Origin of the sequence: Rhodococcus ruber NBRC 15591 (assembly GCF_001894945.1) — a bacterium.
GTDB lineage: Bacteria > Actinomycetota > Actinomycetes > Mycobacteriales > Mycobacteriaceae > Rhodococcus > Rhodococcus ruber.
The window spans coordinates 24,100-43,334 of the sequence record NZ_BCXE01000027.1; the positions used below are offsets into that span (position 1 = coordinate 24,100).

At 61.9% G+C, this 19,235-nt stretch carries 17 protein-coding genes; 15 read left to right on the top strand and 2 right to left on the bottom strand.

The annotated features are described in order from the left end of the window. The first annotated feature begins 269 nt into the window (after window positions 1-269). From RR3_RS18115 to RR3_RS18125, 4 genes are all read left to right on the top strand, one after another. Window positions 270-2,069, top strand: a complete 1,800-nt coding sequence (locus RR3_RS18115) for a hypothetical protein (protein ID WP_234420107.1) — start codon at window positions 270-272, stop codon at window positions 2,067-2,069. Between the two features lie 69 nt (window positions 2,070-2,138). Then, entirely contained in the window at window positions 2,139-2,300 is a 162-nt protein-coding gene (locus tag RR3_RS24960; RefSeq protein ID WP_017681462.1) for a hypothetical protein, read from the top strand. Between the two features lie 218 nt (window positions 2,301-2,518). Beyond that, window positions 2,519-2,818 (top strand): Rdx family protein, encoded by a 300-nt coding sequence (locus RR3_RS18120; RefSeq protein ID WP_010593303.1) that lies wholly within the window; start codon window positions 2,519-2,521, stop codon window positions 2,816-2,818. A gap of 187 nt (window positions 2,819-3,005) precedes the next feature. After that, window positions 3,006-3,230 (top strand): hypothetical protein, encoded by a 225-nt coding sequence (locus RR3_RS18125; protein WP_017681461.1) that lies wholly within the window; start codon window positions 3,006-3,008, stop codon window positions 3,228-3,230. A gap of 27 nt (window positions 3,231-3,257) precedes the next feature. Here the strand turns inward: RR3_RS18125 and RR3_RS24965 are convergent, their stop codons facing one another. After that, on the bottom strand, window positions 3,258-3,434 hold the full coding sequence (locus RR3_RS24965) for a hypothetical protein (protein WP_017681460.1): 177 nt from the start codon (window positions 3,432-3,434) through the stop codon (window positions 3,258-3,260). A 258-nt stretch (window positions 3,435-3,692) separates the two neighbouring features. On the opposite strand from RR3_RS24965, the gene RR3_RS18130 reads away from it, so the two are divergent. The 4 genes from RR3_RS18130 (at window position 3,693) to RR3_RS18145 (ending at window position 8,227) form a co-directional block, all read left to right on the top strand. Beyond that, on the top strand, window positions 3,693-4,343 hold the full coding sequence (locus RR3_RS18130; protein ID WP_017681459.1) for a hypothetical protein: 651 nt from the start codon (window positions 3,693-3,695) through the stop codon (window positions 4,341-4,343). Between the two features lie 108 nt (window positions 4,344-4,451). Beyond that, a complete protein-coding gene (manB, locus tag RR3_RS18135; protein WP_064065773.1) occupies window positions 4,452-5,531 on the top strand; it encodes a mannose-1-phosphate guanylyltransferase in 1,080 nt (359 codons plus the stop codon). Between the two features lie 42 nt (window positions 5,532-5,573). Further along, entirely contained in the window at window positions 5,574-6,815 is a 1,242-nt protein-coding gene (manA, locus tag RR3_RS18140) for a mannose-6-phosphate isomerase, class I (protein WP_064065762.1), read from the top strand. A 92-nt stretch (window positions 6,816-6,907) separates the two neighbouring features. Further along, on the top strand, window positions 6,908-8,227 hold the full coding sequence (locus RR3_RS18145; RefSeq protein WP_064065763.1) for a UDP-glucose dehydrogenase family protein: 1,320 nt from the start codon (window positions 6,908-6,910) through the stop codon (window positions 8,225-8,227). 34 nt (window positions 8,228-8,261) lie between these two features. Here RR3_RS18145 and RR3_RS18150 read toward each other — a convergent pair whose 3' ends face one another. Next, window positions 8,262-9,194: a UTP--glucose-1-phosphate uridylyltransferase gene (locus tag RR3_RS18150; RefSeq protein WP_064065764.1), complete on the bottom strand. Its 933-nt coding sequence runs from the start codon at window positions 9,192-9,194 to the stop codon at window positions 8,262-8,264. An 812-nt stretch (window positions 9,195-10,006) separates the two neighbouring features. On the opposite strand from RR3_RS18150, the gene RR3_RS18155 reads away from it, so the two are divergent. The 7 genes from RR3_RS18155 (at window position 10,007) to RR3_RS24700 (ending at window position 18,980) form a co-directional block, all read left to right on the top strand. Continuing rightward, window positions 10,007-11,536, top strand: a complete 1,530-nt coding sequence (locus RR3_RS18155; protein ID WP_174557585.1) for a sugar transferase — start codon at window positions 10,007-10,009, stop codon at window positions 11,534-11,536. A 32-nt stretch (window positions 11,537-11,568) separates the two neighbouring features. Next, complete coding sequence (locus RR3_RS18160) at window positions 11,569-12,906, top strand: UDP-glucose dehydrogenase family protein (protein ID WP_064065765.1); 1,338 nt, start codon at window positions 11,569-11,571, stop codon at window positions 12,904-12,906. A gap of 277 nt (window positions 12,907-13,183) precedes the next feature. After that, window positions 13,184-14,122, top strand: coding sequence for a glycosyltransferase (locus tag RR3_RS18165; protein WP_234420215.1), 939 nt, complete (start codon window positions 13,184-13,186; stop codon window positions 14,120-14,122). 95 nt (window positions 14,123-14,217) lie between these two features. Next, window positions 14,218-15,273, top strand: coding sequence for a glycosyltransferase (locus tag RR3_RS24540; RefSeq protein WP_159105355.1), 1,056 nt, complete (start codon window positions 14,218-14,220; stop codon window positions 15,271-15,273). Between the two features lie 130 nt (window positions 15,274-15,403). Further along, window positions 15,404-16,552, top strand: coding sequence for an oligosaccharide flippase family protein (locus RR3_RS18175; protein ID WP_072786506.1), 1,149 nt, complete (start codon window positions 15,404-15,406; stop codon window positions 16,550-16,552). A gap of 65 nt (window positions 16,553-16,617) precedes the next feature. Next, window positions 16,618-17,682: a glycosyltransferase family 4 protein gene (locus RR3_RS18180; protein ID WP_072786508.1), complete on the top strand. Its 1,065-nt coding sequence runs from the start codon at window positions 16,618-16,620 to the stop codon at window positions 17,680-17,682. Window positions 17,683-17,693: 11 nt separating this feature from the next. Next, window positions 17,694-18,980, top strand: a complete 1,287-nt coding sequence (locus RR3_RS24700; RefSeq protein ID WP_139278883.1) for a hypothetical protein — start codon at window positions 17,694-17,696, stop codon at window positions 18,978-18,980. Window positions 18,981-19,235 lie beyond the last annotated feature (255 nt).

Consider the following 19,235-nt stretch of genomic DNA (forward strand, 5'->3'; position numbering starts at 1 on the left):
GCTTGGGCGTGTTTCTGACGGAGACCTACGACAGCAGGTCTCGTGTCTTCTTGCGGAGGCATTCGTAAGGTGCTCGACCGGCCAGGGCACGGTGGACTCGATCGTAGTTGTAGTGGCCCCACACTGTTGGAGGCGCTCGGCGACCAGGTTCGCGTCATAGATGACCTCACCCCCGAGGAGTCGGTAGAACTCGTCGGAATCGACGCGGTGAGAACTCTTGACCGTCTCATGTGAGACTGGGTGGCAACATTTCGGCTAGTCTCACCGAAATGAAGTGGGGTCGAACCGGTTTCCGGGCAGTATTGGGCGCCGCGCTGTGTTCGTTTCTCGTGATCTCCGGTTGCTCGGGCAAACCCGAGGTCGAGAAGATCGAGGTCTCGCCGGAACAGCAGACGACGTGGCGTTCTGTCGATGGCGGCGTGACGGTCGAAATTCCAGGCTCCTCGGTCGACTCGGACGGCGAGCTGCGCATCGACGCGGCCACCACGCCGGACGGCCGCAGCGGTTGGTCGATCGAACTCGACGGGGCCGAGCTGACCGGTGACGCTACCCTGCGTTTTCCGGTGGGCGAACTCGAACCAGGTGAACCGGTTCCGACGGTCACCTATGCCGAGAGCCCGGAGTCCGAACCGACCGTGGCTACCGCCGTGCGCTATGAAAACGGCGAAATCATCGTCACGACCGATCATTTCTCGTTCTGGCTGGTCGACCGCTGGAACGACGTGCGCGCGTCGGCGGCTACGTGGCTGCGCGGACGATTCGACGACATCGCGAGCCTCGGATACGGGTCACCGCCCACATGCCCCGGCGAGAACGAGGTCCGTAAGGCAGGCTTCGATGTGACCAGCGATCAGGGCAAGCGCGTGTACTGGTGTCTCGGCCAGGACAAGGAGTCGCCGCTGTTGAAGGCGGTGAATGCGCGCGGTTACGGCGTCTCGGTGGAATACACTCCCGGCCTGGAGTTCACCGGCACGGACCGTAAGGACTGGATCGGGCACGCCGCCGACTTGCTACGTCCCGCACCGAGCCGATTGGGCAATCGCGTCGAGCTGCTACCCGCGGGCAGTGAGATCGAGTTCGACCTCGTCGGGCGCCGGGCATCCGACGGGGTGATGATCAAGCCGGACCCGGCGAGCTACCTGCTGACTGCGCTCGACTTCGGCGTCGGCACCTACGCGATGGCGATCGAGCGGGTGGGCGGGCGCGCCGGCGCCGAGAAGTTCCTCGAGGCGATGAAGGGCGCTACCTGCTTGAGCTCGTTCAGCAAACTGGCGGCCTCGGATCCCGCCGGTGCGGGCGAGCTGACGCAGTTCTTCGCCACCGCATTGAACATGGCGCTGGACTGTGCCGAACTTGCACTCGAGGAAGCGGATCTGGGCCCGATCCTGTCGACCATCGTAGCCCCGGTCCTGTGGGTGGTGGACGGGGTGCGCACCGTCATCGATGGCATTGTCGGCGCGGTGGAAGGCATAGATCACAACGGCTACCAAATCATCGTGAGCCGTCCGGTGGCAGACACGGAGGTCATCGATGTCGTTGCCGTCGACCGCACCGGTACCCCACTGCCCGGGTGGAGCGCGCGCAACCCGCGACGGACGGTCATCGACTGCCAGTACCCCTATCCGTCGGTATCCTCGCGCGGCGCCGATATCGTGTCCTGCGGTTCCACTGCAGACAGCGCACACACCTGCTGGATCCATCCAGACCGCAGATCTCTGACCTGCGGGATCGACGTATGGAAGCAGGAGTTCTTACAGTACCGGCTCGAAGAGCCCCTCGGCCCAGTGCCTGCCGCGACAGATGTGGCGCCCGAGTGGATCGAACTCGACGACGGCACCCACTGCTTCCGCAGACACGGCGGCGCGTGGGGCGGGCGAGCCGACGGTATGGTCGGCGCGTATCACTGCGAAGGCGCGGATTATTACGTCCTCGCCGCAGATGGCCCCGCGGTCGACACCGGAACCCGGCAGTGGACCGTCAAGGTAGGGGGACTAGGCAACCCCGACGAGGTTTTCCCCGCACCGAACGTGGTCGGGGTCGTGCGGGCATACTTCACCACCTCGCCTTAGGCGACGCAATATCGGTCACACTTGCGTCCGCGTTACCCATCGGCGACGAACTTCGTACACACTGGGTGTATGTGGTGGTGGGTTGCGGCGATCCTCGTCGCCTGGCTGATCGTCTCGGTGGCGATCGGCCTGGTGCTGGGCAAGGTGCTGCGCGTGGCCGACACCGAGGAATCCCTCGTCGAGATCCAGCGCGCCGAGCGCGAACGCGACCGTCACAGCGCCCAGTCCTGACCCGCGGAACGGCCCCGACCGGCACAAGATCATTTGTACTCGCGAGTAACTATCTATCGGACTAGTGTCTCTGTGTCGCCTTCCTGTCCCCCCTGCGAAGGCGACAACTCGCGAGCCGGTTACCCCCCATCACCGGCTCGCGTCGAGGCCCCGCCGATTCGCCACCACGGTCGGCGGGGCCTCACCTTCTTCGAGCGGCCGGTCGATACGCTCGGGCGGTGACCGAGCCGCGCACCGCCCCCCGCATCACCATCACCTACTGCACGCAGTGCAACTGGCTGCTGCGCGCCGGGTGGATGGCGCAGGAACTGCTCAACACCTTCGGCACCGATCTCGGCGAGGTCGCCCTCGTGCCCGGCACCGGCGGGATCTTCGTCGTCACCGCTGGCGACCGGACGGTGTGGGACCGCAAGACCGACGGCGGCTTCCCCGACATCGTCACGCTCAAGCAGCGGGTGCGCGACGTCGTCGATCCCGGGCGGGATCTCGGGCACGCGGACCGGGGGAGCGGAGCGTAACAAACGGTCACCCGAGATCCTTGATTCCCGTTACCGCTCTTGTGGTTTCGGGCGGGTGGATCCGAGGCCGAAGGTGCTGCCGTGCCCTGGGAACTCTGCGCGGCTTCTTCTTCGCCGATGTAACGTTTCGGGGATTTGCCCGATTCAACCGACCGTCAGGTCTTTTCCTCTTCGAATCGAGGTCTTCGTGAAGCGTCTTCTCGCCGGCATCCTGGGCTGTGCCGCCATCACCGTCGCCGTGCCGGCCACCGCAAGTGCGGCCACCGGAAGTACCGATCTGCTTCCCTACATCCTTCCCGCCGTGATCTGCTCTCTCACGTCCGGGTCCAGCCAGTGCGCGCTGGTTCCGCTTCCCGCGCCGGGCGGCGTGATCGGCGCTGCCGACCCGGCGCCCCTCGCCGTGGCGGAATAGGACCAGACGCAGCTGCCGCGGACGTGCTCAGACCCTGACCGGGGCCCGGACGATCGTTTCGGGCTTGGTCGGCGCGGCGGGCGCTTCCGCGGCGCGCGTCGGGCGGGACCGTTCCTCCCGGAGCCGGACGGCGTCACCGGCCACGACCGCGACCAGCACCGACAGCGCTGCCCACAGAACCAACAGGCACAAGACGATGTCCATGCGTCGAACCCTAAACGATGCCAGTTGAGTCCATCGTTTCGTCCGCGGCGACGGGCGCGGGCTGGAATAGTCCGCTGAAACGACACCGAGAGTGCAGATTGGAGGCGGGCGTGCGGGCGCGCGGGGCGCCGCCGGAAACAGACCGACCGACTCGCATGTGAGGCCGCCTCGGGTTACGGTGTCCCAGAACATTCCGACCGGGGGGTCGAAGTGGACGCCGCGACTTCTCGCGGAGACGCCGTACTCGAGGGAGCTTTGATGCAATCCGTTCTGAAGAAGACTGCCGTGACCGTGGCCGGGGTGGGAGCACTGGCGCTGTGCGTGCCGGGGACCGCGTCCGCCGCAGGCAATCCGAACGTCTCGGCCTCGGGCACGCCGGGCTCGATCACCGTCGACTTCGACTTCGCCGGGGTCGACGTGTCCGCCGGCGTCACCTGCGTGTCGTACGTGTCGACCAAGCAGAGCGGCCTCGACGCCGCCGACCCGTCGGGCCGCGCGGACGCGCAGGCCCCGGGCTCGAAGTTCTCCATCGAGAACACCAGCACCTCCGCGATCACCTTCGTGCAGGACGGGCAGCCCGTCTCGCAGGGCCCGCAGCCCATCGCCGCCGGCACCTACTACGTGTACTGGGGTTGCCAGGACGCCGCCGGCACCCAGTGGGACAACGTCGGCCTCCGCTCCGGAGCGCCGTTCCAGGATCCGATCGTCGTGAACATCGCCGGCGACGGCGCTGCGCCGGCACCCGCGGCCCCGGCCGCCCAGTCCGCGCCGACCAAGTCGGAGGGCACCGTGCCGCAGGCCGAGACCGAGGACGGGCCGAGCACCGACGACATCATCGACACCCCCGAGGAGTTGATCGGTCTCGTGATCGATCTCTTCGGCGGACTGCCGGACCTCTCGCAGAGCTGATCCCGAGCGCCCGCTGGCGGCATCCCCGACGGGATGTCGCCACGGCGTGCTTCCGGGACGACGACTTCGTGCGCGCACGCCTCGCTCGTGCGTCGCACCGGGGGAATCATGAATGCAGAACACGCACCGGATGCGGTGATCCTGGTCGGAGGCAAGGGAACACGACTGCATCCCCTCACCCTGTCGGCTCCCAAGCCCATGCTGCCCACCGCCGGCGTGCCGTTCCTGACCCACCTGCTGGCTCGGATCAGGGCGGCCGGCATCACTCACGTGGTGCTCAGCACCTCGTTCAGGGCCGAGGTCTTCGAGGAGCACTTCGGTGACGGCACGAGCCTGGGCCTCGAGATCGAGTACGTCACCGAGACCGAACCGCTCGGCACCGGCGGCGGAATCCGGAACGTGCTCCCGCAGCTGCGCGCCGACAACGTCATGGTGTTCAACGGCGACGTGCTCGGCGGCAGCGACCTGCGCGAGATCCTGCACACCCACGAGACCAACGACGCCGACGTGACGCTGCACCTGGTGCGCGTCGCCGATCCGCGCGCCTTCGGGTGCGTGCCCACCGATCCAGAAGGACGGGTCACGGCGTTCCTGGAGAAGACGCAGGATCCGCCGACCGATCAGATCAATGCGGGCTGCTACGTTTTCCGCCGCGAATGGATCGAGAAGATCCCGGCCGGACGGCCCGTCTCGGTGGAGCGCGAGGTGTTCCCGTCGCTGCTCGTGGACGGCGCAAGCGTGTTCGGTCACGTCGACACCGCCTACTGGCGGGACATGGGCACACCCGGTGACTTCGTGCAGGGTTCGTCCGACCTGGTGCGTGGCATCGCGCCGTCCCCGGCGCTCGCGGGGGAGTGCGGCGAGTCCCGCGTGCACCCCACCGCTCGGGTCGCGCCCGGCGCGATGCTGATCGGTGGGACCGTGATCGGCCGCGACGTCGTGGTCGGCGGCGGTGCCCGCCTGGACGGTGTCGCGGTGTTCGACGGCGCGCGCATCGACGCCGGGGCGGTGGTGGAGCGCTCGATCGTGGGGTTCGGGGCCCGCATCGGGCCGCGCGCACTCGTCCGCGACGCGGTGATCGGTGACGGCGCCGAGGTCGGTGCCCGCTGCGAGCTGCTGCGCGGCGCGCGGGTGTGGCCGGGAGTCGTGTTGCCGGACGGCGGGGTCCGATTCTCGACAGACGTGTAGCGACGTGCAGGGCAAGCTGATCCGGTTCCGGAGAGGAGTTCGATGTATCCGCTTCGCGGGGCCGTTCGACATTATTCGTGGGGTTCGCACACTGCGCTGGCCGAGCTGACCGGCCGCCCGGCGCCGACCGAGGAGCCGGAGGCCGAGCTGTGGCTCGCTGCTCATCCGGTGGCCCCGGCGACGGTGAACACCGAAGATGGCGCGGTGCCGCTGTGCGATCTCATCGCTCGCGACCCCGAAGGTCAGCTCGGACCGGACTGTGCTCGGCAGTTCGACGGCCGGCTGCCGTTCCTGCTGAAAGTCCTCGCGGCCGAGCAGCCGCTCTCGTTGCAGGCGCACCCGAGCCGGGCGCAGGCCCGGGACGGGTTCGCGCGCGAGAACGCGGCAGGTATTCCGCTGGACGCCCCACACCGGAACTACCGCGACGACAACCACAAGCCCGAGATGGTCGTCGCGCTGAGCCGGTTCGAGGCGCTGGCCGGATTCCGGGAACCGGCCGAGACGGTCGAGTTCCTCCGCGACCTCGGGGTGTCGGAGTTGACGCCGTACGCCTCCGAACTCGGTGACAACCTCGATGCAACAGGACTCCGTGCCCTGTTCACCGCATGGATGACGCTGCCGACCAAATCGCTCGTGGGGCTGACGGACGCCGTCCTCTCGGGCTGTGAGCGCTACCTCGAGGCACGATCCGGGTCGGAGGACGAGTTCACCGTCGCGGCGCGGACGGCCCTCGAGCTCGGTCTCGCGTATCCCGAGGACCCCGGCGTCCTCGCCTCGCTCCTGCTCAACCGGGTGAGCATGGAGCCGGGGGACGCCTTGTTCCTCCCGGCGGGCAACCTCCACGCGTACCTGCGGGGCACCGCCGTGGAGATCATGGCGAACTCGGACAACGTGCTCCGCGGCGGGCTCACGTCCAAGCACGTGGACATACCCGAACTGCTGCGCGTGCTCGACTTCGACTCGGTGGGTGTGCCGTGGGTGCGCGCCCGCCGCGACGGACACGAACGCCTGTATGCACCGCCGGTGCACGAGTTCGAGTTGTGGCGGGTGAGGCTGCACAACTCGGGCACGCCGGAACCCGCCACTGCCGCATTCGCCGGCGCGACCCCACGGATCCTGCTGTGCGTGCAGGGATCAGTGCAGCTGCGGTGTGGCGATCGGATCCTGAACCTCGCACAGGGCGAGGCGGCATGGGTTCCGAGTTCGGACCCCGAACTCGTCGTCCGGAGTTCTCACGCGACGGTGTTCGTGGCAACTCCGCCAATTCGGTCGGAACCGGCCTGATCGGCCGACAGCGTCCACTCTTCATGCGCTGTTGGTTCAGACCTCAGCCTGCATCGGTGTGCTGAACACCCTCGCTGGGTACCTCTGGGTGCATGCGCTGCACAGTCTTCGGCACGGGATACCTGGGCGCCACTCATGCCGCCTGCATGGCAGAACTGGGGCATGACGTCCTGGGCGTCGACATCGATGCCGGGAAGATTGCGAAGTTGACGGCAGGGGAGGTGCCCTTCTTCGAGCCCGGACTCGACGAGGTACTGCGACGCAACCTCGACAGCGGACGGCTGCGCTTCACGACGTCCTACGCCGAGGCCGCCGACTTTGCGGATCTGCACTTCATCGGTGTCGGTACCCCGCAGAAGAGCGGTGAGTTCGCTGCGGATCTGTCCCAGCTGCATGCGGTCGTCGACGCCCTCGCTCCGCTCCTGACCCGCCCGGCATTGATCGTCGGGAAGTCAACGGTGCCCGTCGGAACGGCCGAGCAACTCGCAGAGCGCGCCAGGAGCGCCGCACCGGCGGGTGACGACGTAGAAGTGGCGTGGAACCCCGAATTCCTGCGCGAGGGGTACGCCGTACGCGACACGCTCACACCGGACCGGTTGGTCGTCGGGGTCGACCGCAGTCGCGGCGGGCGAGCCGAAGCGACCCTGCGCGACTTCTATGCATGCCAGATCGCGGAGGGCGTGCCCTTCCTGGTCACGAATATCGCCACCGCCGAACTCGTGAAGGCTGCTGCGAACGCCTTCCTGGCAACGAAGATCTCCTTCATCAACGCCGTCGCCGAGGTGTGTGACGCGAGTGGCGCGGATGTGGTCGAGCTGGCCGATGCGCTCGGCTACGACGCCCGGATCGGACGGCGATTCCTCAATGCCGGACTCGGATTCGGAGGTGGGTGCCTACCGAAGGACATTCGAGCCTTCATTGCGAGGGCCGGCGAGCTCGGCGCCAACAACGTTCTGCACCTGCTCCGGGAGGTGGACGGCATCAACATGGGGCGCCGCAGCACCATGGTGGAGATGACGAGGGAAGCCTGCGGCGGATCGCTCCTGGGCACCCGCATCGCAGTCCTGGGCGCGGCCTTCAAACCCGACTCCGACGACGTCCGCGATTCCCCGGCACTCAACGTGGCCGGACAACTCCAATTGCAGGGCGCAGCCGTGACGGTTTTCGACCCGAAGGCAATGGAGAACTCACGACGGCTGTTCCCCACCCTCGCCTATGCGGCCGACATCCCCGAGGCATGCAAGGGAGCCGACGCAGTCCTGGTGCTGACCGAATGGCAGGAGTTCAGGGACCTGGATCCGGAAGAGATCGGCGCAGTGGTTCGAGCCCGCACCGTTCTGGACGGGCGTAACTGCCTCGACGCGCAGCGGTGGCGTTCCCATGGCTGGCGCTATCACGGCATGGGCCGATAGAAAGGCTCGACAGCGTTCGCCGGCGGCCCGGTCCCTACTGCTGTGGGTCGGGGTCGATCTGCTTGAGACGATCCGTCAGCCATGACCGCAGCATCGGACCGTACTCCGAACTGGCAAGCGCAGAGTCGACACAGGCTCGCAGATAGCCGCCGGGATTGCCGAGGTCGTGCCGCGAACCACGGTGGACCACGACGTGAACGGGGTGACCCTCGTCGATGAGCAGCGAGATGGCATCGGTGAGCTGCAGTTCGCCGCCCACCCCGGGTTTCACGCGGCGCAGCGCATCGAAGATCGCGCGATCGAGCAGGTAACGGCCGGCCGCGGCGAGGGTGGAGGGCGCGTCTTCGAGTTTCGGCTTCTCGACCATGCCGAGCACCTTCATCACATCGGGGTTCGCGACACCGGGCACCTCCTGGACTTCGAAGATGCCGTACGAGCTGACCTGGGACTTGGGCACGTCGATGGCGCAGAGGACGGTGCCGCCGCGCTTGGCGCGGACACGGGCCATCACCTCGAGGACGCCGCAGGGCTGGACGAGGTCGTCGGGAAGGAGGACCGCGATGGCGTCCTCGTCGTCGTCGAGGGCCTGCTCGGCGCAACCGACCGCGTGCCCGAGTCCGAGCGGCTCGGCTTGCACGACGGACTCGACATCGAGCAACCTCGGTGCCTTGCGCACCTTTTCGAGCAGGTAGTGCTTGCCCTTCGCTTCAAGGTGATTCTCGAGAACCAGGTCCTCGACGAAGTGCGCGACCACGCCGGCCTTGCCCGGTGCGGTGACAATGACGAGGCGGCCCGCACCGGACTCGGCGGCTTCCGACGCGACCAGTTCGATACCGGGAGTGTCCACGACCGGCAGGAGTTCCTTGGGGACCGTCTTGGTCGCGGGCAGGAACCGCGTGCCCATGCCGGCAGCCGGCACCACCGCCGTCTTGAACACGCACGGATTCTCGGCGATCAATTCGCCCATGGCGACACCTCGTCTCTCGATTGGGCCACATCGGATAATTGCCGGTCGGACGCACCGGTGGCAGCGGGAATATCGATCGGAATAGGCACGCGCCGAGTGGTTGCGGTGGGGGAGAGTTGCCGCAGGAATGCGCGATTGTGCGGAGTTTAACGCATCGGACGAAATTCGCGACCTCACTCGGGCGACTCAGTGGGACACCGGGGTAGCGAACGGGGCCGCCGCCGATGACCTTCGAAGGTTCTTCCAGGTCAAGGCATATCAGTCTCGCCGGTTGCACTCCAGAAGTCCTGCCCGCGCTGCCGCGACAGTGGACCCAGGGGGATCCGCTGCTTCGCGATCCGAAATTTTGCACGACGAATACAGGTTATGTACTAGCGTTTGCATCCTGCTGTCTGTACGTTGAGGTGAACTGGTCATCCGTCCAACTCAATGCCGAATCGTCCCCACGTAACGGGCGTGTGTGACATTTCACACTGTAACGAAGAATAGCTTGCAACCGAACGGCCGTCGCGGCTAGAGGGTGAACATACCGTCTGACCTGGTACTCGCTGAGAAGTTACTGAGAAGTAGGTAGTTTTCGCAGGTCAACGCGTGTCAGCGACAGTCCCAGTCGTGTCCCGATCGAGATGCAAGTCGCGGCCGAATGGCCCAAGATGTTCCTTACCGAGGGCAACGCAGGTTTGAGATGTGTGCGGTACGGGGAGGTACGTGCACACCATCGATGCCGTCCGCGTGTTCCGTCCGAGGTGATCGCACCAGTACGGGCAACTCGCCCGTGTGGGGCTCGGGGAGGGAACGGAATGAATTCAGCAGTGGACCAGTCGGACCGGGTACAGACCACGGCCGACTCCACGAGGGAGGTGCCGGCAAGGCACGGCCCCTACCTGGTCGGAGACCGCTCCGGCAACACCCGATGGTCGTGGCAGAGCGCATACGTTCGGCGCCTGTTCTGGACCGACAACGTCACCGTCGTCATGGCCGTCGTACTCGCGCATCTCGTTCGCTTCGGGGAATCGGACCTGCTCGCGGCCACGTCGTTCAGTGAATTGAACTATGCGGTCGTATCGGTCTGTCTTGCTGCGGCATGGATCTGGACCCTTGCACTCTTCCGCACCCGGTCGCGCCGCGTCATCGGCAGCGGGTACGAGGAGTACCAGCGCGTAATCTCCGGAACGCTACGGCTTTTCGGCGCAATCGCGATCGTCTCGCTGGTCTTCAAGCTCGACCTGGCGCGCGGCTACCTCGCCATCGCACTGCCCGCCGGGCTCATGATGATGATCTTCAGTCGATGGATGTGGCGGCGCGTCGTGGCACGGAAGCGGAGCCGTGGCGAGTTCCAGACCTCGGTCCTCGTTGTCGGTGGAGAGCATGCGGTACGCCTCATGACGCGAACCTTCCAGCGCGAAGCCTCCGACGGCTACCGAGTCGTCGGTGTCTGCGTTCCGCGCTATGCCGGCGCACGCGGTGAGTCCATCGAGGTGGACGGAAACCGGATTGCAATCTACGGCGACGAACGTTCGGTCGTCGACGCACTGGCCGAGTCGGGCGCAGACACGGTCGTAGTGACGGCAACCGAAACCCTCGGGCACGAGGGCATCCGTGACCTGGTCTGGGAACTCGAACCCTACGAGGCGGATCTCGTCGTCGCCACGGGTGTCGTGGACGTCGCAGGTCCGCGCATGGAGATGCGACCCGTTGCCGGCCTGCCGCTCATCCATGTGGAAAAGCCCAGCTACCACGGCGCCAAGCGCAGCGGAAAGCGCGCGTTCGACTTGGCGTTCTCGCTCACGGCTCTCGTGCTCTTGGCTCCCGTGTTCGCTCTGGTGGCGCTCGCCATCAAGCTCGACAGCAGGGGCCCGGTGTTCTATCGCTCCGAACGCATAGGTCTCGACGGCGAGCCCTTCGGCATGATCAAGTTCCGGTCGATGGTCACCGACGCCGACAAGCAGGTCAATGCGCTCCTCGATCGAAACGAGGGAGCCGGGCTCTTGTTCAAGATGCGTGACGATCCACGGATCACCCGGGTCGGCAGGGTTATTCGCCGATACAGCATCGACGAGCTTCCGCAGTTCATCAACGTCGTCCGTCGTGAAATGAGCGTCGTTGGGCCCCGGCCCCCCCTCCGTCGCGAAGTGGAAAACTACGACGGAGTGATCCGTCGGCGCCTCCTTGTTCGACCTGGAGTCACCGGACTATGGCAGGTCAGTGGCCGGTCCGACCTTTCGTGGGACGAATCAGTTCGACTGGACCTGTCGTACGTGGAGAACTGGTCCATGGTCAGTGACATCCTGATCATCGCAAAAACCGTTAAGGCCGTCGCTGCGCGCGACGGTGCATATTAGACGACGTGCCGACTGATGCCGGGAGCAAAGTAATGACTCGTATCGCTGTGTTCGGAACCGGCTACCTGGGAGCCACGCACGCCGCCTGCATGGCTGAACTTGGCCACGACGTAATCGGCGTCGATGTTGATGATACAAAAATCGCAAAATTAGAAGCAGGCGATGTACCGTTCTACGAGCCCGGCCTGGAGAATGTACTGCAGCGGAACATAGCAAATGGACGACTCCGATTCACATCCTCCTACAACGAGGCGGCGGAATTCGCCGACGCACATTTCATCGCGGTTGGAACTCCGCAAAAGCGAGGTGAGTACGGCGCAGATCTTACATCCGTTGACTCCGTCGTAGAAACACTCGCTCCGATGCTCGTTCGGCCCACTGTCATCTTTGGCAAATCCACCGTGCCAGTGGGCACAGCGGCCCGACTGGCAGCAAGAGCGAGAGAAATCGCGCCCGTAGGCGAGGGAGTCGAAATTGCGTGGAACCCCGAGTTCTTACGTGAGGGATTTGCGGTGCAAGATACGCTACACCCCGACCGAGTGGTACTCGGAGTTGATCGTTCGTCCTCCACCCGCGCCGCGGAGAGCCTTGCCCGCGAGGTGTACAGCCAGCTACTCGACGAGAACGTGCCATTCCTGGTAACGGACTTGGCGACCGCCGAACTGGTCAAGACCGCCGCAAATGCGTTCCTTGCCACAAAAATCTCCTTCATCAACGCAATCTCTGAAATATGTGACGCGGCCGGCGCCGACGTTACGCGACTGGCCGACGCGATTGGATATGACGAGCGTATTGGTCGACGATTCTTGAATGCAGGCATTGGCTTTGGAGGCGGCTGCTTACCGAAAGACATTCGTGCATTCATGGCGCGCGCAGGAGAGCTTGGGGCAGACCAAGCACTGACGTTTCTTCGCGAAGTGGACAACATCAACATGCGTCGCCGAACGCAAATGGTCGAACTGGCAAGAGAATCAGTCGGAGGTTCCCTCCTCGGGGCGCAGATTGCCGTCCTCGGAGCAGCTTTCAAACCCAACTCAGACGACGTCCGCGATTCTCCAGCACTAAACATCGCCGGGCAGATACAGCTTCAGGGTGCATCGGTCAGTGTCTACGACCCGAAGGCAACGGAAAATTCTCGAAGGATATTTCCGACCCTTGACTATGTCCAATCCGTCCAGGAAGCTTGCGAACGCGCAGATGCAGTACTTGTCCTCACCGAATGGGACGAGTTTCGTTCACTGGATCCGCAATGCCTCGCCCACTTGGTGCGACGTAAACGAATACTTGATGGAAGAAATTGCCTCGACCCTAAAACCTGGCGAGACGCCGGGTGGGAATACCGAGCATTGGGTCGGGGACGTGAACAGTAAGGGTCTCTTGATAGCACGCATGTATCGAGAATGCGAGATTCAACACTAACCCTTCGATCGATCGAGAGGGCCAATGAGCGGCGTAATTGTCCACGAATGGATTGAGGCGACAGGTGGCGCCGAAAAGGTACTGGAGTCGTTCATCGCACTGTTCCCAGACACGCCGGTGCTTTGTCTTTGGAACGACGCTCCGAACAGATTTCATCGCACAGAGATAACCGAGAGTGTACTGGCACAAACCCCCCTTCGGCGCAGGAAGGCACTTGCACTACCTCTCATGCCCTTGGTGTGGAGTAGAGGGTTCAGAGTTGACCCGGAATGGGCTCTAATCAGTAGTCACCTTTTCGCTCATCAGGTTAAATTTGAAGGGACCGCCGACACAGAATATTACGTGTACGTCCATACACCAGCTCGATACATATGGTCACCTGAGTTGGACCAACGTGGATCATCACTCGCAGTGCGCGCTGTCTCGCCGATCTTCAAGCACGTTGATAGACGACGCGCACGGCCCCGCTCCAATTACGTAGGCAACAGCAACTTTGTCGTTCAACGCATACGTCGCGCGTGGGACGTCGACGCAAAGTGCATATACCCGCCAGTCGACGTTTGTCATATTCAAAGTGTCAACGAATGGGCAGACGAATTGGACGGTGAGGAGCGTAAGCGATTAGATTCCCTTCCGACCGAATTCATCTTGGCAGCCTCGCGACTGGTGCCATACAAGCGCATCGACGCTGCAATCCGAGCAGGTGAGCAAGCAGGCTTACCGGTCGTCATCGCTGGCACTGGACCGGACGACATTCGGTTGAGGTCGATTGCGGAAGAAGCAAAGGTGCCAGTCGAATTCCTAGGGGCAGTCAGTTCGCCGATGCTATATGCACTTTACGGACAGTGCACGGTATATGTATTCGCTGGCATTGAGGACTTCGGAATTATGCCGGTTGAGGCGATGGCTACCGGTGCGCCCGTCGTAGGAAATATATGCGGTGGCGTCGCCGAAACTGTAATCGACGGTGTTACAGGCGCTCTGTGCGACCCAGATGACCCTAGGTCTCTAGATGATGCAATTCACCGTGCCGCGGCGTGTTCACGGGCGAATAGTCGGGAGCGCGCCCGGAAATTCTCCGTGGAGAGGTTTGCCAGCGAAATTTCACAGTGGGTTTCCGGGAGCCCGACTGCTGCTATCTCACAGGCGTATAGGACAATGAAATGAAGCCAGTGGTAACGATACTCTCAACGGCCGACTTCGACAGCTCGGTATGGACAAACAAGCAATACCTAGCTGCGGGTCTATCCCGGTGCACGACCGTGAACTATGTCGACTCGATGGGGTTGCGCGCACCAACTCCGTCTAGAGCCGACCTGGCAAGAATTCGCAGGCGAGCAGCGGACTTGTTCAACCCCGTCGACAAATCGGCGCAAGATCGTGCAATTTACGAAAATATCAATGTAATCAAACCAATTGTAGTTCCCTTTCATGGAAACAGCGTCGTAAGATCAATCAATAAGACCCTGGTGAAAAAGTCTGTCCTGTCGGCGGTTCGGCCAAAGCTCGGGGACATACTGTGGACCTTTTCTCCACTGACTTACGGTCTGGAAGATGCGTATTCTACCGTAATCTACCATTCTGTGGATCTCCTCCACAGCCTTCCCGGGGTGCCTTCGGATGCATTGCTGGAGGCGGAATCGTCGCTGGTCAAAAAGTCGGACTATGTCCTTGCCAGCAGCATCGGCGTAGCGACGCATCTTCGCGAGATGGGCGCAGATCCTCAAATATGGGAGAATGTTGCCGACGTCAAGAAATTTACCGAATGTGCATCTCCAACGCGAGACCGGACAGTCGTCTTTGCGGGGAATCTGACTCCTACAAAAGTCGATTTCGACGTGCTCGGGAAAATCGCTGACCGCGGAATATCGGTAACGCTAGCCGGGCCGGTTAGTATTGACGGCGCAGGCGGAGGGGTCGAACTGGAACGTCTTCTGCGTCACAAAAATGTTAAATATGTCGGAAACCTCAGCCTACTAGACCTTGCGCATTTGTGCGGCAAGTCGATGGTGGGGTTGATCCCTTACGAGATGAATTCATATACTGCCGGCGTGTTTCCGTTGAAAGTGTATGAGTATTTGGCGGCTGGCATGGAGGTAGTTGCGACTCCAATCGCCAGTCTGTCGGCTGCAGCACCTCACGGGGTGCGAATTGCCGGTAGGAACAACTTCGCCGATGAAGTAGCGAAAGCTCTCGACTCGTGGTCAGTAGAAGAAGCTCGTAAACGGACTGCCGCTGCGTCCAACCACTCGTGGGAAAATCGGATTGAACAAGCCTGGAAGTTGGTCGAAGGTGTCCAATCCCCAATTGCGAGGTGATTCGAATCCCAGTCAGGTGTGCGCGCCGGACAAGGCAGTCAAGGATGATGCCCTGCAATCGACCAAGGGCGCACGCCGAGAGCGGATCAGGGGAGTTGTTACATTTGGCCTAGGGCCTGCACTCGGTTTGATGAGCGGTCCAATCCTCGCACATGCAATGGGTCCAGAGGGGCGCGGACAGTTTGCCGGCATAATGCAACCAATCACCGTAGCATCTGCCGTCGCAAGCCTCGGAGTTCCCAGTGCTGTCGCCTATTACGTCGCGCGCCGGAGTGACCCTAGGGCTACCTTCGCGTTGGGCATACGAACGACTATCGCCCCGCTTGTGGTCGTAATCGCAGTTATGATTGTTTATGCGCAATTTGTCAGCGAACGCCAAGGTATCCCGTACCGCTTGCTCCTCCTGTTCTGGAGCGCGATCATTCTCTCAGTTATTGTTCAAATTCGGCGCGGTGTCTGGCAAGGTCTGGCCACGTGGCGGCTGCTCGACTTCGAACGAGGGGCCGCCGCCATCCTACGCTTTGCATTAGTGATTGCAGTAGCCCTTGTTGGCTGGCGCCATGCGGGTGCCTTTGCAGCTGGCGCGCTTTCGTCTTTCGTCATTGCGTCGATGCTACTTTTCGCAAAGCTACCCCGACGCGTCCGAGACGCAGAGAATGCCCTCCCAGGTGAATTTGCGAAATTCTCTGTATTTGCCTCGATTGGGACAATATCAACTATTGCAAGTTCACGCCTTGACCAACTTCTGATGCCTGCTGCATCAAACTCAGATCAACTGGGCTACTACGCCGTAGCCGTGACTGTTGCGGAAGTGCCCTTGGTTTTTGCGACATTAGCAGCTAGGAACGCGCTGCAACGCAGTGCAAAGAATTGGGGAAATCGGCGAATCGCAGCAGACACTGCAGCCTACTTTGGAGTATGCGTGGTGACTTCTATCGCGATTGGGACGACTGCTCAGTGGCTCGCACCCATTGTATTTGGCGCTTCGTTCGAGCCGAGTGTCCTATCAATGCAGATTCTTTCCGCTGCGAGCGTCGCCACATGGATCGCCGTGGTGTCGTCGGCGATTATGTCCGGACGGGGGTACCCGGGTTATGGTTCCTTAATTCCCCTAATTTCTTTCTTGGTGACAGTGGGAGGATTCACCGTCCTCTGGGGTGACGTCACAAGCTACGCCGCATCCCTCATCGCACTGATGGGAGCATTGGCAGGCTCTGTAGTGGGCGGGGTCCTTCTGATCACCTTCAAGGATTGTCGGGTTCCGTCCAGCGGTCAGTAATTGCCCGCGGAGTTAGGTCATTCGCCAGCGGTGCCGGAGAGAAGGAAAGTGCCTTGAGAATAGCAGTGGTTGCGAGTTCGGAGATCTCGGGTGGCGCTGAGGAATACCTGCATCGACTGTACAGTCAATTCCGTCGGTGCTTTGACGCGGAGCCATACTTGGTTGGTGCGCTACCACGGTGGAGCGAGGAAGTTGGGGATGTGTACCCCGCAGGGGTGACCCCGAAACTTACGCGGCGAAGGCCGCTACTTCGGCAAAGCGTATCAGCAGTCGCGTCCGTGCCCGAAATCCTCGCGGAGATCTCACGGATCGACCCTGACGTTGTTCATATTCAGTACTTCAAAGAAAAGTTGACATTGCCCATTCTGTTAAAGCGCCGTGGATATCCAGTTGTTTGGACGGAGCATGCGCCACTGCCAAACAACTTCCCGCCTGGCGCGACCAGAATTCTAAGAAGGCAGGCATTGTCTGCGACTGTGATCGCCATCAGCGACGGCGTGACGAAGTCCCTGTCGGATGCGGGAATCAGTTCCACGCTAATCAGGAATCCGCTGCCAGAGATTCCCAGTACGCCGGTAGGCGCCGTGCGTGTATCCGTTGAATCTGCGGGATCCGTCGTGTATTTAGGTAGGCTTCACCGCAATAAGCGCGTCGATCTCCTCGTCGCCGCTGCACGCCTTTTGCCGGCAGTCCCATTCGAGATCGCCGGTGATGGGCCGGAATTAGTCCGGCTCAAGCGTGAGGCTCCGGCCAATGTTACTTTCCATGGTCACGTCTCTGACCCATCGCTGATTCTTCGGCGTGCCAGGTTGGTTGTTATCACCTCGGGCAGGCCCGCGCGGGAGGGTGCTCCCCTAGCGATGCTGGAAGCTAGGGCCGCGGGCAAACGGGTTCTGATGGCGGAGGACTGCCACGCAATGACAGAAGCGGCTTCGCTTGGGTGCGCGTCATTCGCGCCGGACGCAAACTCGCTCGCCCGATCGATCTCCGCGATGCCCATTTCGGACAGTCCACTGTCGGAAGAGGTGCGCCTGGAACGTTCGCTTCGCGTCTGGGCTGAAGCACACTACCGGGTCATGGCGACGGTGAAGCGTGACCGCACGACCTCATCCGTGCAAGAACTCAGCTAGGCAGGTTTGTTGTGGCTGGACAAATCGCATTCTTTTTAGTCGTCGGACTCATTATTTTCCGCGGCGCTTCGCAGTTCTCCGCTCACCGTCTACATGTGGCGATTGTATCGAGTTTTGCGGCCGTCATGTATTTGCTGTGTTTGTGGGTCCCGGCACAGTTTCAAGCGTCTGGAATGCTTGAGAGTAAGATCTACCGGGCGGGCGTCGCCTCAGTTCCAACGATTTCCGAGATCGACGCATTGTCATTTTTCTGGTCGCTTGAACTGCTGGTTGTCTTAGCTGCTGAGTTAGTAATAGTCTGGATATGTGGGACACGAAGTCCGCGTCCAGACCGTCGCATAAAGCGCGAATGGAAAAAGGTCGCGCTACTTCTGATATTCGTTGGATTCGCGGCCACGGTGCTGTTTCCTGCAAGTCTTGAGTCTCGCGCGGCCGAAGGACAGGGCTTATTCGTGCTGTTGCGGACAGCGCTGGTGTGCGGCCTGGCAATCGTCGCATACTTCGATGGCTTCAAGTCGAATCTGTACCGTTTGGCTCTGCTCGGTGGAACTGTATACCTAATTCTGGAGAATGTTCGAAGTCCCCTTTTCGTGATATTGATCGCGTATGCCGCAGGTTTGATTGGTCGGGGAGCGATCTACAAGAAGCGAGTAGTCCTATCATTTGCAGTTGCGCTGATATTGGCCGTTGTATCGGCAACCTTTATGTCCGAAATGCGCGCAAATATTACGCGGGATGAAGGACGCGGGGTTGGTGAGATCGTTTCGGAGTTGACCAACGAGCCGATTGTTCTGGCATATGGTGCTGGCGTTGATACATTGGACGGATATCGTTTTTCCGCATTGATTTCGGAATACGAGGATGCGAGGCCTTCGGATCTCCTTTCGCCGGTCACCACTTTCATTCCGAGGGCAATCTGGCCGGAGAAGCCGCGGTCGATATCCGTCGAACTTAGTTCCAAGTATTTGGGCTACAAGGCGAGTGGTCAGTACCTATCGCCGATTGGCTATCTCAGACTGGCGGTGGGGAGTTACGTCGGTGCTCTAATACTGTTTGCTATATTCTTTTTGGCGGTCGTTTACCTTGTTTTGGCGGTGCGTAGGACTTTTTGGCTCGCGATCGTGTTGGTTGTTTTGTTTCGGTTCTTGCTGGGTGGTTCCGCGTTCGATGTATACTATGGTCTCGTTTTGCTCGTCGTTGTCTGGGGCGGCGCTGTCGTCTACGAGAGTATCCGGTTTTTAAATGGTGGGTTCAGGGTGCAGCATTCCGATTCATCGGTGTTGACTTCGAGAATTTGATTTGCTACTGATCACAATGTCTCGACTGGTCCGCTCACTCGTACCGGGAATTTGTCGGTGTGCGTAAGTGCTCGAAGCGTGTTGCACAGTGGTGATTCTTGTGGGCTGTTTAATGTCACCGAAGCGCGGAGTGGTTTCGGCGCGCCCCGCGAGGGAACCTGGAGCATCCGTCACGCCTCGACCAAGGACGTGAAATAATGGGCTAAGTACCGCATTTGGTCGGTAGCCGTGTCTTCGTCGACCGCCGGTTCATCG

What these genes read in the sequence shown, in the direction of transcription:
- RR3_RS18145 (WP_064065763.1), top strand. Translation starts at nt 6,908, where the DNA reads ATGCGCTGCACAGTCTTCGGCACGGGATACCTGGGCGCCACTCATGCC.
- RR3_RS18150 (WP_064065764.1), bottom strand. Translation starts at nt 9,194, where the DNA reads ATGGGCGAATTGATCGCCGAGAATCCGTGCGTGTTCAAGACGGCGGTG.
- RR3_RS18115 (WP_234420107.1), top strand. Translation starts at nt 270, where the DNA reads ATGAAGTGGGGTCGAACCGGTTTCCGGGCAGTATTGGGCGCCGCGCTG.
- manA (WP_064065762.1), top strand. Translation starts at nt 5,574, where the DNA reads ATGTATCCGCTTCGCGGGGCCGTTCGACATTATTCGTGGGGTTCGCAC.
- manB (WP_064065773.1), top strand. Translation starts at nt 4,452, where the DNA reads ATGAATGCAGAACACGCACCGGATGCGGTGATCCTGGTCGGAGGCAAG.
- RR3_RS24960 (WP_017681462.1), top strand. Translation starts at nt 2,139, where the DNA reads ATGTGGTGGTGGGTTGCGGCGATCCTCGTCGCCTGGCTGATCGTCTCG.
- RR3_RS18165 (WP_234420215.1), top strand. Translation starts at nt 13,184, where the DNA reads ATGCCCTTGGTGTGGAGTAGAGGGTTCAGAGTTGACCCGGAATGGGCT.
- RR3_RS18130 (WP_017681459.1), top strand. Translation starts at nt 3,693, where the DNA reads ATGCAATCCGTTCTGAAGAAGACTGCCGTGACCGTGGCCGGGGTGGGA.
- RR3_RS24965 (WP_017681460.1), bottom strand. Translation starts at nt 3,434, where the DNA reads ATGGACATCGTCTTGTGCCTGTTGGTTCTGTGGGCAGCGCTGTCGGTG.
- RR3_RS18160 (WP_064065765.1), top strand. Translation starts at nt 11,569, where the DNA reads ATGACTCGTATCGCTGTGTTCGGAACCGGCTACCTGGGAGCCACGCAC.
- RR3_RS18175 (WP_072786506.1), top strand. Translation starts at nt 15,404, where the DNA reads ATGAGCGGTCCAATCCTCGCACATGCAATGGGTCCAGAGGGGCGCGGA.